Here is a 15609-nt window from a genome sequence, read left to right on the forward strand (position 1 = left end):
CAGTGCGGATCATCTTTTTTGTTATTCATGATAGTAGAATGACTATTTTTTCATATTAGCACGTTTACGAAGTGTCGGGTCTAAGATACGTTTACGGATACGAAGACTCTCCGGTGTTACTTCGAGAAGCTCATCGACATCAATAAAATCAAGTGCCTGCTCTAAACTTAAAACTTTTGGAGGAACCAATGTCAGAGCCTCGTCAGCGGAAGAAGAACGTGTGTTTGTAAGATGTTTCTTTTTACAAACGTTAAGTTCGATATCCTCGGCTCTTGCACAGGAACCGATTACCATACCGGCATAAACTTTTTCACCCGGTCCGATAAATAAGGTACCACGGTCCTGGGCGGAGAAAAGACCATAGGTTACAGATTCACCGGACTCAAATGCGATCAGGGAACCAAGTTTACGGTAAGCGATCTCTCCACGGTATGGAGCATAGCCATTGAAAATAGTATTGATGATACCATTTCCCTTTGTATCAGTCATGAAATCTCCACGGTAACCGATGAGACCGCGGGATGGAATGTTAAACTCAAGACGGGTATAACCACCGGTGATCGGTTTCATGTTGACAAGCTCACCTTTACGCTGGCTTAACTTATCGATAACTGTACCGGTAAATTCATCCGGAACATCGACATAAGCGATCTCCATAGGCTCTGTCTTTTTACCATTTTCGTCTGTGTGATATAAAACCTCAGCCTTGCTGACTGCAAATTCATATCCTTCACGGCGCATGTTCTCAACTAATACGGATAAGTGAAGCTCACCACGGCCGGATACTTTGTAGCAGTCCGGGCTCTCTGTTTCCTCTACCCGCAGAGAAACATCGGTATTTAACTCTTTGAACAGACGGTCTCTTAAATGACGGGAAGTGATGAATTTTCCTTCCTGTCCGGCGAGCGGACTGTCATTTACCATAAAGTTCATGGAAAGTGTCGGCTCGGAAATTTTCTGGAACGGGATCGCAACCGGATTTTCCGGAGCACAGATCGTATCTCCGATATGGATATCAGCGATACCGGAAATCGCAACGATCGATCCGATTTTTGCCTCTGCAACATCTACTTTATTTAAACCGTCAAATTCATATAATTTGCTGATGCGGACTTTTTTCTGTTTGTCCGGTTCATGATGGTTTACTACAACAGCTTCCTGATTTACCTTTAAGCAGCCGTTGTCGACTTTACCGATACCGATACGTCCAACGTACTCATTGTAATCGATCGTACTGATGAGTACCTGTGTGTTTGCATCCGGGTCACCCTCCGGAGCAGGAATATAATCAATGATCGTCTCAAACAGAGGTGTCATATCTTTTTTGTTATTTACAAGATCACCGATCTCGCGTACTGCGTAACCGTCTCTTGCGGATGCAAAAAGGAATGGACAGTCTAATTGTTCGTCGGAAGCATCTAAGTCCATGAATAATTCAAGCACTTCATCGACAACTTCGTTCGGGCGGGCTTCCGGACGGTCTACTTTATTTAAACATACGATAACCGGAAGAGAAAGCTCTAACGCTTTCATCAGTACGAATTTCGTCTGAGGCATAACACCCTCGAATGCGTCAACGACAAGAATAACACCGTTTACCATTTTAAGGACACGCTCAACCTCACCACCGAAGTCTGCATGACCAGGAGTATCAATGACATTGATCTTTACGCCTTTATAGGTAATGGCAGTGTTTTTTGAAAGGATCGTGATACCACGTTCTCTCTCGATATCATTAGAGTCCATGACACGTTCCTGAACTTCCTGATTCGCGCGGAATACGCCGCTCTGCTTTAACAGCTCATCGACCAGTGTTGTCTTACCATGGTCAACGTGTGCGATAATGGCAATATTACGGACATCTTCACGTTTCATTTTCATATACAAAATCTCTCTTTCCTGTGTGAAATGAATTAACTGTAACATAAGGTTAAAAAACCAACCTATACATTTTATCATATTTATGGGATTCTGCAAGATTTTTTTCAACAAAAACCTGACAAAAGTTGTCATTACATTCGTTTTCTTATCGACATGTTCCATGAAAATTTGAATGTGATACATGGTAAAAATAATATGTCAGGCAGGTCATACGAGAAAGAAACGGTAAAAAAAGTACAAAAAATACAGGTGTATGGCCGTAAGGAAGGGAGAAAATTCATGGCAGATAAAATGTTTGAAAACAACCAGGTGTCAATCGTGGGGGAGATCGTATCAGATTTCCGGTTCAGTCACGAAGTGTACGGAGAGGGATTTTATATGGTCGATGTGGCAGTCAACCGTCTCAGCAATTATATGGATTATATACCACTTATGGTTTCAGAGCGGCTGATTGATGTCAATGAAGATATGGTCGGACAGAATATTTATGTGACAGGGCAGTTCCGTTCATTTAACAGGCACGAGGAAAAGAAAAACAGGCTGGTGCTTTCTGTGTTCGTGAGAGAACTGGAATTTTTAGATGAGATCGATGATGACGTGAAAAGCAACCAGATCTTTCTGGATGGTTATGTATGTAAGGAACCGATTTACCGGAAAACGCCGCTTGGAAGAGAGATCGCAGATCTTTTGATCGCAGTCAACCGCTCCTACGGAAAATCAGATTATATTCCATGTATCTGCTGGGGCAGAAATGCGAGATTTGCATCCGGATTTGATGTAGGCGGACATGTGCAGATCTGGGGCAGGATACAGAGCAGGGAATATGTTAAAAAACTGTCGGAGACGCAGACGGAAAAGAGAGTCGCCTATGAGGTGTCCGTCAGTAAAATTGATTTTTTAGAGGAATTGGATTGACAGTAGAAATAGATGGTGCTATGATTGCTAAAAGATACATATTGCTTGATAGAGGTTGCGTGCTTTAAGAGTAGTTTTTACGGATGTGGCAGAGACAGTGGATGGAAAATGAAAGGAAAGGACGCCGAAGGAGTATATTTGCTGCAGATATGTTCCTGGGCATAAGGTAAAGAGCCTTATGACTGTCATCTTAAGCTGTAAAGCAGAAAGATGGGGCGCTATCGGATTCGACATATACTGAGTAATACATATGATTAGAATTTACGAACCGGCTCATCAGAGTCGGTTTTTTTAATTCAAAGGGAAATTATGTCCTATGAATAAATAAAATACCGTGTGCACAAAGCAGTGTATCCTAACGTATCATAATACAGGAAGCAGGAGGATTGTTAGTATGTCTATTTTTAAAGGAGCCGGTGTGGCGATCGTAACACCAATGAAAAACAATGAAGAAGTAAATTATGACAGATTAGAGGAAATGATCGAGTATCAGATCAATCAGGGAACGGACTGTATCATCATCGCAGGTACAACAGGTGAGAGTTCTACGCTGACAACAGAAGAGCATGCAGAGGTGATCAAAGCTGCTGTTAAATTTGTAAAACACCGTATCCCAGTCGTTGCAGGAACCGGTTCAAACTGTACAAGAGAGGCAATCCACCTTTCGGAAGAAGCGGAAAAAGCCGGCGTGGATGGACTGCTCTGCGTAACTCCATATTATAACAAAGCAACACAGGGAGGTCTGATCCGCTACTACACAGAGATTGCAAATTCTGTAAAACTTCCTATTATTATGTACAATGTGCCAAGCCGTACCGGATGCAATATTCTTCCAGAGACAGCCGCAACATTGTATCGTGATGTGGAGAACATCGTTGCGATCAAAGAAGCAACCGGAAACGTTGCACAGGCAGCAAAAGCAATGTATTTAACGGACGGAAAACTTGATTTGTATTCCGGTGAGGATGGAATCGTGGTACCGCTTATGTCCATCGGAGCGATCGGAGTGATCTCCGTATGGTCAAATGTTGCACCGAAAGATGTACATGATATGTGTATGGCATTCTTTGATGGCGATACGAAAAAAGCAATGGAGATCCAGGTAAAGGCACAGCCGCTCATTGAGGCTCTGTTTTCAGAGGTTAACCCGATACCGGTCAAGAAAGCACTGAATCTGATGGGTATGGAAGCAGGACCGCTTCGTTCCCCGCTCACAGAGATGACAGATGCAAATGCAGCAAAACTTGCGGAAGTAATGAAGAATTATGGGATTAAGCTGGCGTAAGTGATAAAAACATCAGACAGCCAGATTGATAAAAACACCGGAAATGTTGGGGGCAGCGTTTCCGGTGTTGCTTTAAACATAGAAAAGAGAGGAAAAAACAATATGATAAGAGCAATTATGAGTGGATGTAACGGAAAAATGGGACAGGTGATTACTGGAATCTGTAAGGAAGATGCAGATATTGAAATCGTGGCAGGAATCGACCTTTACGATGGCATTAAGAACGATTATCCGGTATTCCCGAATATTTCTGTGTGCGATGTGGCAGCGGATGTGATCATTGATTTTTCCAACGCAAAGGCAGTGGATGATCTTTTAGTATACAGTGTGGACAAGCAGATCCCGGTAGTACTCTGTACAACAGGACTGTCTGAGGAGCAGTTAAAAAAGGTGGACGAGGCATCGAAAAAAGTTGCCGTATTAAAATCTGCCAACATGTCCCTTGGAATCAACATGTTAATGGAATTATTAAAACGGGCAGCAACCATTTTAGCACCGGCAGGTTTTGATATGGAGATTGTTGAAAAACACCATAATCAGAAATTAGATGCACCGAGCGGTACGGCACTTGCACTTGCTGATTCCATGAATGAAGCACTTGACAATGCATATACTTATACTTATGACCGCAGCAAAGAGCGTAAAAAGAGAGAAAAAACAGAGATCGGTATTTCAGCAGTGCGTGGTGGCAGCATCGTAGGAGAGCATGAAGTGATCTTTGCAGGACTTGATGAGGTGATCGAGTTTAAGCATACTGCATATTCCAGAAGTGTATTTGCAAAAGGAGCTGTTCAGGCAGCAAAATTCTTATCCGGTAAACCGGCTGGTTTCTATGATATGGGGGATGTGATCAAGGCTACGATTGCGTAATGTATTGACAATAAATTAACGTTGGTTGCCCCGGTTCATTTCCTGTGCTAAGATAAAAAGCAGCAAATGAACGTGCAGAAAGAAATGAGGAATACTATGGGGCAGACCGACCTGCGTTATTTAAAAAGTTTATCAAACCAGTATCCAACCATTGCCACAGCGGCAACGGAGATCATTAATTTACAGGCAATTCTTAGCCTGCCAAAGGCAACGGAGCATTTTATCACAGATGTGCACGGGGAGTATGACCAGTTTTTACATGTGTTAAAAAACGGTTCCGGTGCTATTAAGCGGAAAATAGAAGATGAATTTGGCAATGCGATCAGTGCGGCGGAGAAAAAAGCAATCGCCACACTGATTTATTATCCGGAACAGAAATTAGAACAGGTTTTAAAGACGGAAGATAATTTAGAGGACTGGTACAAGGTGACTTTGTACCGTCTGATCCGCATCTGCAAAAATGCATCTTCCAAATATACAAGATCAAAGGTGCGCAAAGCACTGCCGAGAGACTTTGCCTATGTGATCGAGGAACTTCTGACCGGCAGACAGGAAGTATCTGATCAGGAAGCATACTATAATGAAATCATCCGGTCGGTCATCCGTACAGGAAGGGCTGCGGAACTTGTGACTGCGTTCTGTAATCTGATCCGCCGTCTTGTCGTGGATCATCTGCATGTAGTCGGGGATATTTTTGACAGGGGACCATATCCGAATCTGATCATGGATACGCTGATGGAGCATCATTCTGTGGATATCCAGTGGGGTAATCACGACGTATACTGGATGGGAGCAGCGTCTGGAAGTGCTGCATGCATCTGCAATGTGATCCGCATTTCCGCAAAATACGGCAACCTCGATCTGTTAGAGGATGGTTATGGAATTAATCTTGTACCGCTGGCAAGATTTGCGATGAAATGGTATGACAAGGATTCCTGTGATTGTTTTAAACTGGATTACAGGGAAGATGAGTATGATGTACATGACGCATTTTTAGATGAAAAAATGCACAAGGCGATCACAATCATGCAGTTTAAGCTGGAAGGACAGCTAATCAAAGAACACCCGGAATTTGAGATGGAAAAAAGGCTTCTGCTTGACAAGATTGATATAAAAAAGGGAACGGTGTGTGTGGAAGGAAAAGAATATCCGCTCAAGGATGTCAACTTTCCGACAATCGACTGGAAAGATCCATATCGCCTTTCGGAGGATGAAGCAGATGTGATGGAGCGTCTGGTGGCGGCATTTACAAATTGTGAAAAACTGCAGCGCCATGTACGTTTTTTGTATACGCAGGGAAGCCTCTACAAAGTATACAATGGCAATCTTCTCTATCATGGCTGTGTGCCGTTAAATGAGGATGGCACGTTCACGAAAGTCAATGTTTTCGGAAAAGAATATACCGGAAAAGAGCTTTATGATGTGCTAGAAGGCTATGCGAGAAAAGGTTATTATGCGATCGACCCGAAGGAAAAGAAAAAGGGACAGGATATTTTATGGTTTATCTGGGAAAACCAGAATTCCCCGGTGTTTGGAAAGGCAAAGATGACGACGTTTGAGCGTTATTTTATTGCAGATAAAAAAACGCATCAGGAGCCGAAAAATCCTTATTACAGGCTGCTTGAAAAAGAGGAAGTGGTCAACCGGATTTTAGAGGAATTCGGGCTTGAAGGTGCGGAGGCGCACATCATTAACGGTCATATTCCGGTGGAGGCAAAAAAAGGAGAGTCTCCGGTCAAATGTAACGGAAAGCTTCTGATCATTGACGGCGGTTTTTCCAAGGCATATCAGCCAAAGACGGGGATTGCCGGATATACGCTGATTTATAATTCTTATGGTCTGGTGCTTGCGGCGCATGAACCGTTTGAATCGGTAGAAAAAGCGGTGCAGGACGGAAGCGATATCGTATCCCATACGGTTCTGGTGCAGCAGGTCGTGCGGAGAAAAACAGTTGCCGATACAGATATCGGAAAAGGCCTAAAAGAGTCAATCCATGATCTTGAAGAACTGCTCGCAGCATACAGGGCAGGTACGATCGTGGAGAAGAACCGGGCAGAATAAAAGAGCATGCGCGCATACAGACAGGAGTATCATTGTGTGTAAACTTAAGATGCGCGAAGCGCAGTGCAGAAATGAGGATTGATATGTTAATAGGAAATCATTTATCCGCATCGAAAGGTTATGCGGCAATGGGAAAGGCAGCGTTAGCGTTAGATGCCAATACATTTGCTTTTTTTACCAGAAATCCACGTGGTGGAAAGGCAAAAGAAATTGATGAAAAAGACGTGGAAAAGTTTTTAAATTTTGCTAAGGAGCATGAATTTGGCAAGATCGTTGCACATGCGCCGTATACGATGAACCTTTGTGCAGCGAAAGAGGATGTCCGTTCTTTTTCAAAGGAAATGTTATTCGATGATTTAAGACGCATGGAGTATACGCCGGGCAATTATTATAATTTTCATCCGGGTTCCCATGTGGGACAGGGGGCAGATACCGGAATTGAACTGATCGCAGAAGCGTTAAATGAGGCATTAAAACCGGATCAGACAACGACAGTTCTGCTTGAGACGATGGCAGGAAAAGGAACTGAGGTTGGCAGAAATTTTGAGGAATTAAGAGAGATCTTAGACCGTGTGGAATTAAAAGAAAAAATGGGAGTCTGCCTTGATACCTGCCATGTATGGGATGGCGGCTACGACATCGTGAATGATTTAGAGGGTGTATTAAAGGAGTTTGACCGGGTGATCGGGCTTGACCGTTTAAAGGCGGTTCATTTTAACGACAGCATGAATGACTGTGGTTCCCACAAGGACCGCCATGCGAGGATCGGAGAGGGAAAGATCGGCGCAGAGGCAATGCGTCATGTGGCAGTGCACCCGCTTTTAGAGGGAAGACCGTTTATTTTAGAGACACCGAATGATGATGAGGGATATAAAAGAGAGATACATTTAGTCCGGGAGTGGACCAAATAAATATCTGTATATACAAAAGAATGTGATTGTATATTGAAAGACATCGTTATTTTATTACTACGGTATCGTACTGATCGTTCTGTTTGTATTTAACCTTTTTGTGACACCACTTCTGATCAAGAGGCAGGTAACAGAAGTTGACTATGGAACATTCATGAAAATGATCGACGATAAGGATATCGGAGATGTCCAGGTGGAGACTGGAGGATCTCTATATTGGAGATTATGTATCAGCATCCAAGACAGGAAAGACATATGCCTATTATGGTTATCTGTCAACTAGTGGATATTCCAGTTCATCTTCTGCTGCCATCAGTGATGCAAATCCGCTGTCAACACGCAGCAGCAAGATGTTCAAAATTAATTTAGTTACCGGAAAAGGAACAACAGCAACGATCACATTAAAATCAAAAGTGACCGCAGATCAGTTGTTTGGTCTTGCCTGCACTACAAGAAAAGATTATAAGTCCACCATCAAAAAGGGGAATACCTGCCAGGTTAAGATCAAACTGAAAGGAAATGGAAAGACTATAAGTGCAACCGCAACTGCCAAAGTTGGAAGCAATAAGATTACAATCGAAACAAAGAAACTGACAAAGGGTAAAACCTATGTGTTACAGGACTGCTACTATGGTGGATGGCTCGATTCCAAAAAGGGTGGCAATAAAAAGATTTCATTTAAAGCAAAATAAAATATGAAGAAAAGCAGATATTTATTGCATTTGCCAGATGCGTGTGTTATACTTCAAATCACATGAATGCGAAAATTGTTTTCATGCAAATATTCGTTACAATAGAGAAGAAACAGATCTATTGTTTGCCCACCAAGAGATTGGTTAAGCCCATACGGACAGGCGGGGCAACTGCCGATTGCGGTGTAAGCCGCGTTATTGATTGAGTTAGAAGCTCAAATTTTATAAGTTGATTACGGGGATATCCCGGAATCCAATATCACTTGTGAAACGGTCAATAAGAGTAGTATACGCAAATATTTGCTGGCGATGGTGCCAACGCAGTTGCTGTTCACACATACTGTGAGAGCAGCAACTATTACAGCCCATTTTAAATGCATCTTCGATGCATGGGACTGTAATTTGGCATTATCTAGTTTCTGGCGCACAGCTTGACAGCAAGTGTCAAGCTTACGACTGAACAGTAACCCAACGCGGACTCTGGAGAAAATAGTTTTTGCAGAATGTAGACAGATTACATAAAGTATGACTATGATGATAACGACGATAGAAGAACAGGTGATGGATGCCTGTTCTTTTTTGTACTTTTGGATATTAATGAATTTATCAGAAAGGCGCAAGCATATAAAGGCAGACATACCGTATTTTTATGGAAGATGAGGGGGTTTTTAGAAGCCATGGACAAAGAGCAGCAGATGCATGCGCCGGTTTATGAAGCATTAGAAAAGTTAAAAAAACGAAGAGTGGTACCGTTTGATGTGCCGGGACATAAGAGAGGAAGGGGAAATCCGGAGTTAGTGGAGCTGTTGGGAGAAAAGTGTGTCAGCTTAGATGTCAATTCCATGAAGCCGCTTGATAATCTCTGTCATCCGGTCTCTGTGATCAAGGAGGCGGAGGAACTTGCAGCGGAGGCATTCCGGGCAGAACATGCATTTTTTATGGTAGGAGGAACCACTTCATCTGTTCAGGGGATGGTGCTTTCCTGCTGCAAGGCAGGGGATAAGATCATTTTGCCGCGCAATGTGCATAAGAGTGTGATCAATGCACTGGTACTCTGTGGAGCGATTCCGGTTTATGTCAATCCGGAGGTGGATGTGAAACTTGGCATTTCGCTTGGCATGCAGGTATCAGAAGTGGAACGTGCGATTCTGGAGAACCCGGATGCAGTGGCAGTACTGGTCAACAATCCAACTTATTATGGAATCTGCTCTGATCTGCGTTCCATTGTAAAAGTGGCACATGCACACAATATGCTGGTGCTGGTGGATGAAGCGCATGGAACACACCTGTATTTTGGGGAGAATCTTCCGGTGTGTGCCATGGATGCCGGTGCAGATATGGCATCTGTTTCCATGCACAAGTCGGGAGGAAGTCTGACACAGAGTTCACTTCTTCTGACCGGACGGGGCGTGAACTGGGAATATGTCAGCCAGATCATCAATCTGACACAGACGACGAGTGCGTCTTATCTTTTGATGTCAAGTCTTGATATTTCGAGAAGAAATCTTGCACTGCGAGGAAAGGAATCATTTGCAAAAGTAGCACAGATGGCAGAATACGCCAGAGATGAGATCAATTCTATCGGTGGTTTTTATGCATATGGCAAAGATATGATCAATGGCGGCAGTGTCTATGATTTTGATGTGACGAAACTGTCAGTCTATACGCGAGATATCGGACTTGCAGGCATCGAAGTCTATGATCTGCTGCGGGATGAATATGATATCCAGATCGAGCTGGGGGATATTGCGAATATTCTTGCCTATATTTCCATTGGTGACCGGATACAGGACATCGAGCGGCTTGTCGGGGCGCTTGCAGATATTAAGCGGCTGTATTCAAAAGATCCGGCAAAGATGTTAAACACAGAATATATCAACCCGAAAGTTCTGGTGTCGCCGCAGGTGGCATTTTATTCCCAAAAGGAATCTCTGCCGGTACGACAGACGGCCGGAAGAATTTGTGGTGAATTTGTCATGTGCTATCCACCGGGAATCCCGATTTTAGCGCCGGGCGAGATGATCACGCCGGAGATCATTGAGTACATTGTTTATGCGAAAGAAAAAGGATGTTCCATGCAGGGAACGGAAGATCCGGAAGTTGAAAATCTGAAGGTGCTTGCACATGAACCAAAGATGTGTTAGAAATCGGACAGAAGAAGGGAGAAGTAATCATGGAGCTTTGGTTTTCAGATTACCATACAGAAAAAGTAAAGGTATCTATTAAGGTGCAGAAACAGTTATTCGGACTTCAGACAGAGTTTCAGCGGATCGATGTGTTTGATTCGGACGAGTTTGGAAGATTTTTAAGTTCGGATGGAAGTATTGTTTTTTCAGAAAAAGATGAGTTTGTCTATGATGAGATGATCGTACATGTTCCTATGGCAGTACATCCGCATGTAAAAAAAGTGTTAGTCATCGGTGGCGGTGACGGTGGTGTGGCGCGTGAGCTTGGATACTACGATGAAATAGAACAGATCGATGTGGTGGAACCAGATCGTGTGTTCGTGGAGGTATGTAAAGAATTTTTCCCGGATAACGCATGTGGTTTATCGGATGAGCGTGTGACAGTTTACTATGAGGATGGACTTAAGTTTTTGCGGATGAAACATGACGAGTATGATCTGATCATCAATGATGCAATCGATCCGCTTGGGCATACAGCAGGGTTGTTTACCAAGGAATTTTACGGAAACTGTTTCCGTGCCTTAAAGGATGACGGAATCATGGTCTATCAGCATGGAAGTCCTTTTTACGATGAAGATGAGGAATCCTGCCGTGGAATGCACAGAAAGGCAAGTCACAGTTTCCCGATTAGCCGTGTTTATCAGGCACACATACCAACGTGTTCCTCCGGTTACTGGCTGTTTGGATTTGCTTCAAAGAAATATCATCCGCTCGATGATCTGGATGTGAAGCGCTGGAAAGAGCGGAAGATAAAGACATGGTATTATACGACCAACCTGCACAAGGGAGCGTTTATGCTGCCACGGTATGTGGAGGATATGTTAGAGGAAGAGGAAGGCCGTAAGAAATAAAATATACAAAAATTGCCAATAACGTAAAGTATGTTAGTTAGATTCAGACGATAAGAAAATTAAAGATATAAAAGGCATGGAAATTGCGGTCAGAGTGAAAATAAGGATTTTCACACATAAGAAAGGAGATCAAAATGGGAAGATTATTAATTATCGGATGTGGCGGAGTAGCAGGAGTTGCGATTCACAAATGTTGTCAGAACAGCAAAACTTTTACAGAGATCTGTATTGCGAGCAGAACAAAATCAAAATGTGATGCATTAAAAGAAAAACTGGAGAAAACAACAGATACCGTCATCACAACAGCGCAGGTAAATGCGGACAACACAGAGGAACTGATCGCCCTGATCAAAGAGTATCAGCCGGATGCTGTATTAAATGTAGCATTGCCATATCAGGATTTAACGATTATGGATGCCTGTCTTGCCTGTAAGGTAGACTATATTGATACTGCAAACTACGAACCGGAAGATACCGATGATAAAAAATGGCGTGCTATCTATGAAAAACGCTGCGAAGTAGAAGGATTTACCGCATATTTTGATTATTCCTGGCAGTGGGCATATCGTGAAAAATTTAAGGAGGCAGGAATCACTGCACTTCTTGGAAGTGGGTTTGATCCGGGTGTAACAAGCGTATTTACAGCTTATGCATTGAAGCATTATTTTGATGAGATCGAGACAATCGATATTTTAGACTGCAACGGCGGTGACCATGGTTATCCGTTCGCAACGAATTTCAATCCTGAGATCAATCTGCGTGAGGTTTCTGCAAATGGTTCCTACTGGGAGAATGGTCACTGGGTGGAAACAAAACCGATGGAAATTAAAAGAGAATATAATTTCCCGCAGGTCGGTGAGAAAGATATGTACCTGCTGCATCATGAAGAGATTGAGTCTCTCGCCCAAAATGTGCCGGGAGTAAAGAGAATCCGTTTCTTTATGACATTTGGACAGAGCTATCTGACACATATGAAATGTTTAGAGAATGTTGGAATGCTTTCTACTTCACCGATTGAATATGAGGGCAGGGAGATCGTACCGATCCAGTTTTTGAAAGCACTGCTTCCGGACCCGGCATCATTAGGACCGCGCACTGTCGGTAAAACGAATATCGGCTGTATTTTTACAGGAAAGAAAGATGGAAAAGAAAAGACAATCTATATCTATAATGTCTGTGATCATCAGGAGTGTTATAAAGAAGTAGGTTCCCAGGCAATCTCTTATACGACTGGTGTACCGGCTATGATCGGTGCAGCTTTGGTTGTTGATAAAGTCTGGGATAAAGATGGTGTATTTAACATTGAGGAATTTGATCCGGACCCGTTTATGGATATGTTAAACCAGTATGGTCTGCCGTGGATCGTGGATGAAAATCCGCAGACAGTAGAATAAAAAATGGGATTTGTGCTGACATACAGGCTTAAGATGTAAATGAAAAAATTCATTGGAAAAGCAGTGCAAGAAGGGGATTATGATGAAATGGCAGGAGATTCCTACCCCATGTTATGTGGTAGATGAAAAGAAATTAAAACAGAATTTAAAAATATTACAAAACCTGGAACAGGAAACTGGCTGCCATGTGCTTTTGGCGCAGAAGGCGTTTTCCATGTTTTCACTGTATCCGCTGATCGGGCAGTATATCAGCGGAACGACAGCGAGCGGGATTTTTGAAGCACGTCTTGGAAAAGAAGAGATGGGAAAAGAAAATCATGTGTTTGCGCCGGCTTATAAGGAAAAAGATATGGAGGAGCTGGTTAAAATCTGTGATCATATTATCTTTAATTCCTTTGCACAGTATGAAAAGTACCAGAATTACTTTTTGCAGCCGGAATGTATGGTAAGCGCAGGAATCCGCGTGAACCCGGAGTGTTCCACACAGGAGGGGCATGAGATCTACGATCCGTGTGGACCGGGTTCAAGACTTGGCGTGATTTATGGCGAATTTCCGGGACAACTGCCGGATGGGATCGAGGGACTGCATTTTCATACGCTCTGTGAGCAGAATGCGGATGATCTGATCACGACATGGCATGCGTTTGAAAAGAAGTTTGGAAGATATTTAAAACAGGTAAAGTGGCTGAATTTAGGCGGCGGACATCATATCACAAGAGCAGATTATAAGCTGGATGACTTAAAGAACCTGATACACGAAATCAAAGAAAAATATGGTGTGGAAGTTTACCTAGAACCGGGTGAAGCGATTGCACTTAATGCGGGATATCTGGTTACGGAAGTTATGGATATCGTGCATAATGGAATGGACATTCTGATCCTGGATGCATCGGCGGCATGTCATATGCCGGATGTGCTAGAAATGCCTTATAGACCTCCGTTAAAAGACGGTTACCTGCCGGGCGAAAAGCCGTATACATATCGTCTTTCTTCCATGACCTGTCTTGCAGGGGATGTGATCGGTGATTACAGCTTTGCACAGAAAAAACAGGTGGGAGATCGTCTTGTCTTTGAGGATATGGCAATTTATTCCATGGTGAAAAACAACACGTTTAACGGTATGCCGCTGCCTGGAATTGCCGTCTTAAGAGAAGATAGAAATGTGGATATGATAAAGGAGTTTGGTTATGAGGATTTCAAAGGCAGATTGTCCTGAAATGATAAAAGAGACAAATCCCGCGCAGGATGGTTTTTATATGCCGGGAGAATTTGAAAGACATCAGGGGTGTATCATGATCTGGCCGGAGCGCCCAGGTTCCTGGCGAAATGGTGCAAGAGAAGCAGAAGCAGCATTTTCTGCTGTGATCCGCGCGATTGCAGAGAGTGAAACGGTGTATGTTGCTGCAGGAAAAAAAGGGATCGGTCACGCAAAGGCATTTGCACAAAGTTTAAAAGAAGAAGAAAACTTGTATCCGGTGATCGTTTTTGAGATGGAAACGGATGATTCCTGGGCAAGAGATGTTGCACCGACTTTTCTGGTAAAAAATGTAAATAAAAATTCTATTGCATTGACGGCAGACAATCAGATGTCTGTGCAGGCAGATTGTGTGAAAAATAAGAAGGTTTATATACAGGATTTGTGTTCTGGTACCAACATAAGATGCGAAAAAGACAGCACAGGAATGGAGATTCATACGGGGAAAAATCTGTGTATACGTGGCGTAAACTGGAACTTTAATGCATGGGGCGGTACGGTGGATGGATTGTATGCCTCTTATGAAAAAGATAATGCGTTTGCATGGAATTTCTGTAAAAAATTTGGCTTTACCTGTTATGATGCCAGACCGTTTGTGTTAGAGGGTGGCTCGATTCACAGTGACGGTGAGGGAACACTGCTCGTTACGGAGTCCTGTCTGCTCAGTGAAGGAAGAAATCCATCACTCACAAAAGAACAGATTGCGGAAAAACTGAAAAGTTATCTGGGTGCCGAAAAAGTTTTATGGCTGCCTCGTGGTATTTATCAGGATGAAACAAATGAACATGTGGACAATGTCTGTGCATTTCTAAGACCGGGAGAGGTTGTCCTTGCATGGACAGACGATAAGAACGATCCGCAGTATGCATTGTCAAAAGCGAGTTTTGATTATTTAAGTTCGGAGTATGATGCAAAGGGCAGAAAACTGATCATTCACAAACTTCCGATCCCGGATACCCCGGTTTGTATCACAAAAGAGGAGCTCGAAGGATATGAATTTGAGGAAGGCGAGGATACAAGGGAAGTGGGAGAGCGGCTTGCAGCTTCCTATGTGAACTTTTATTTTTCCAATAATGCCGTGGTCATGCCGGCGTTTGGCGGAGAAAATGAACAAAGTGACAGGCGGGCACAGCAGATTATGGCAGAATTATGCCCGGAGAGAAAAATCATACCGGTGTATGCAAGGGATATACTGACCGGTGGAGGAAACATTCACTGCATTACACAGCAGATCCCTGCATATATCGTGAGTTCCTCCGATAAATGATGGTTTGTTTATGAAATAAATCATCTCCCTAAATGGTGTAT

Annotated in this window: 12 protein-coding genes, 1 pseudogene and 1 riboswitch; of the genes and pseudogenes, 12 read left to right on the forward strand and 1 reads right to left on the reverse strand. The window is 43.1% G+C overall.

What is annotated here, in order from left to right; all coding sequences use genetic code 11:
* Window positions 1–42: 42 nt before the first annotated feature.
* A complete protein-coding gene (gene typA / locus DXA60_RS03860; RefSeq protein WP_117919706.1) occupies window positions 43–1881 on the reverse strand; it encodes a translational GTPase TypA in 1839 nt (612 codons plus the stop codon).
* Window positions 1882–2160: 279 nt separating this feature from the next.
* On the opposite strand from typA, the gene DXA60_RS03865 reads away from it, so the two are divergent.
* The 12 genes and pseudogenes from DXA60_RS03865 to DXA60_RS03920 all read left to right on the forward strand — a co-directional run bounded on the left by DXA60_RS03865 (window position 2161) and on the right by DXA60_RS03920 (window position 15568).
* A complete protein-coding gene (locus DXA60_RS03865; RefSeq protein WP_117919679.1) occupies window positions 2161–2796 on the forward strand; it encodes a single-stranded DNA-binding protein in 636 nt (211 codons plus the stop codon).
* A gap of 41 nt (window positions 2797–2837) precedes the next feature.
* Window positions 2838–3025: riboswitch (Lysine riboswitch) on the forward strand.
* 165 nt (window positions 3026–3190) lie between these two features.
* Window positions 3191–4081: a 4-hydroxy-tetrahydrodipicolinate synthase gene (gene dapA, locus DXA60_RS03870; RefSeq protein ID WP_117919681.1), complete on the forward strand. Its 891-nt coding sequence runs from the start codon at window positions 3191–3193 to the stop codon at window positions 4079–4081.
* Window positions 4082–4183: 102 nt separating this feature from the next.
* Complete coding sequence (gene dapB, locus DXA60_RS03875; RefSeq protein ID WP_117919708.1) at window positions 4184–4951, forward strand: 4-hydroxy-tetrahydrodipicolinate reductase; 768 nt, start codon at window positions 4184–4186, stop codon at window positions 4949–4951.
* A gap of 96 nt (window positions 4952–5047) precedes the next feature.
* On the forward strand, window positions 5048–7012 hold the full coding sequence (locus DXA60_RS03880; RefSeq protein ID WP_117919683.1) for a fructose-1,6-bisphosphatase: 1965 nt from the start codon (window positions 5048–5050) through the stop codon (window positions 7010–7012).
* Between the two features lie 83 nt (window positions 7013–7095).
* Window positions 7096–7923, forward strand: a complete 828-nt coding sequence (locus tag DXA60_RS03885) for a deoxyribonuclease IV (RefSeq protein WP_241070709.1) — start codon at window positions 7096–7098, stop codon at window positions 7921–7923.
* 100 nt (window positions 7924–8023) lie between these two features.
* Window positions 8024–8071 (forward strand): annotated as a pseudogene (locus tag DXA60_RS19705) (hypothetical protein); the annotation flags it as partial.
* A gap of 37 nt (window positions 8072–8108) precedes the next feature.
* Window positions 8109–8615: a hypothetical protein gene (locus DXA60_RS03895; protein WP_147345378.1), complete on the forward strand. Its 507-nt coding sequence runs from the start codon at window positions 8109–8111 to the stop codon at window positions 8613–8615.
* A 677-nt stretch (window positions 8616–9292) separates the two neighbouring features.
* The gene (locus DXA60_RS03900; RefSeq protein WP_117919712.1) at window positions 9293–10759 is read left to right on the forward strand and encodes an aminotransferase class I/II-fold pyridoxal phosphate-dependent enzyme; all 1467 of its coding nucleotides are present in this window, start codon (window positions 9293–9295) and stop codon (window positions 10757–10759) included.
* Window positions 10760–10788: 29 nt separating this feature from the next.
* The gene (gene speE / locus DXA60_RS03905) at window positions 10789–11652 is read left to right on the forward strand and encodes a polyamine aminopropyltransferase (protein ID WP_117919687.1); all 864 of its coding nucleotides are present in this window, start codon (window positions 10789–10791) and stop codon (window positions 11650–11652) included.
* A 134-nt stretch (window positions 11653–11786) separates the two neighbouring features.
* Window positions 11787–13046 (forward strand): saccharopine dehydrogenase family protein, encoded by a 1260-nt coding sequence (locus DXA60_RS03910; protein WP_117919689.1) that lies wholly within the window; start codon window positions 11787–11789, stop codon window positions 13044–13046.
* 82 nt (window positions 13047–13128) lie between these two features.
* Window positions 13129–14262 carry a carboxynorspermidine decarboxylase gene (gene nspC, locus DXA60_RS03915; protein WP_117919714.1) on the forward strand — a complete coding sequence of 378 codons (1134 nt, stop codon included), beginning with the start codon at window positions 13129–13131 and terminating at the stop codon, window positions 14260–14262.
* Complete coding sequence (locus DXA60_RS03920; protein ID WP_117919691.1) at window positions 14234–15568, forward strand: agmatine deiminase family protein; 1335 nt, start codon at window positions 14234–14236, stop codon at window positions 15566–15568. Before nspC ends, DXA60_RS03920 begins: the two co-directional genes overlap by 29 nt.
* Window positions 15569–15609 lie beyond the last annotated feature (41 nt).

This window comes from Roseburia sp. OF03-24 (genome assembly GCF_003463035.1).
In the GTDB taxonomy this organism is placed as follows: Bacteria; Bacillota; Clostridia; order Lachnospirales; family Lachnospiraceae; genus Roseburia; species Roseburia rectibacter.

Bases quoted from the DNA above. Each gene is read 5' to 3' on its own strand.
- typA (WP_117919706.1), bottom strand. From the start codon at position 1,881: ATGAAAATGAAACGTGAAGATGTCCGTAATATTGCCATTATCGCACAC.
- DXA60_RS03865 (WP_117919679.1), top strand. From the start codon at position 2,161: ATGGCAGATAAAATGTTTGAAAACAACCAGGTGTCAATCGTGGGGGAG.
- dapA (WP_117919681.1), top strand. From the start codon at position 3,191: ATGTCTATTTTTAAAGGAGCCGGTGTGGCGATCGTAACACCAATGAAA.
- dapB (WP_117919708.1), top strand. From the start codon at position 4,184: ATGATAAGAGCAATTATGAGTGGATGTAACGGAAAAATGGGACAGGTG.
- DXA60_RS03880 (WP_117919683.1), top strand. From the start codon at position 5,048: ATGGGGCAGACCGACCTGCGTTATTTAAAAAGTTTATCAAACCAGTAT.
- DXA60_RS03885 (WP_241070709.1), top strand. From the start codon at position 7,096: ATGTTAATAGGAAATCATTTATCCGCATCGAAAGGTTATGCGGCAATG.
- DXA60_RS03895 (WP_147345378.1), top strand. From the start codon at position 8,109: ATGTCCAGGTGGAGACTGGAGGATCTCTATATTGGAGATTATGTATCA.
- DXA60_RS03900 (WP_117919712.1), top strand. From the start codon at position 9,293: ATGGACAAAGAGCAGCAGATGCATGCGCCGGTTTATGAAGCATTAGAA.
- speE (WP_117919687.1), top strand. From the start codon at position 10,789: ATGGAGCTTTGGTTTTCAGATTACCATACAGAAAAAGTAAAGGTATCT.
- DXA60_RS03910 (WP_117919689.1), top strand. From the start codon at position 11,787: ATGGGAAGATTATTAATTATCGGATGTGGCGGAGTAGCAGGAGTTGCG.
- nspC (WP_117919714.1), top strand. From the start codon at position 13,129: ATGAAATGGCAGGAGATTCCTACCCCATGTTATGTGGTAGATGAAAAG.
- DXA60_RS03920 (WP_117919691.1), top strand. From the start codon at position 14,234: ATGAGGATTTCAAAGGCAGATTGTCCTGAAATGATAAAAGAGACAAAT.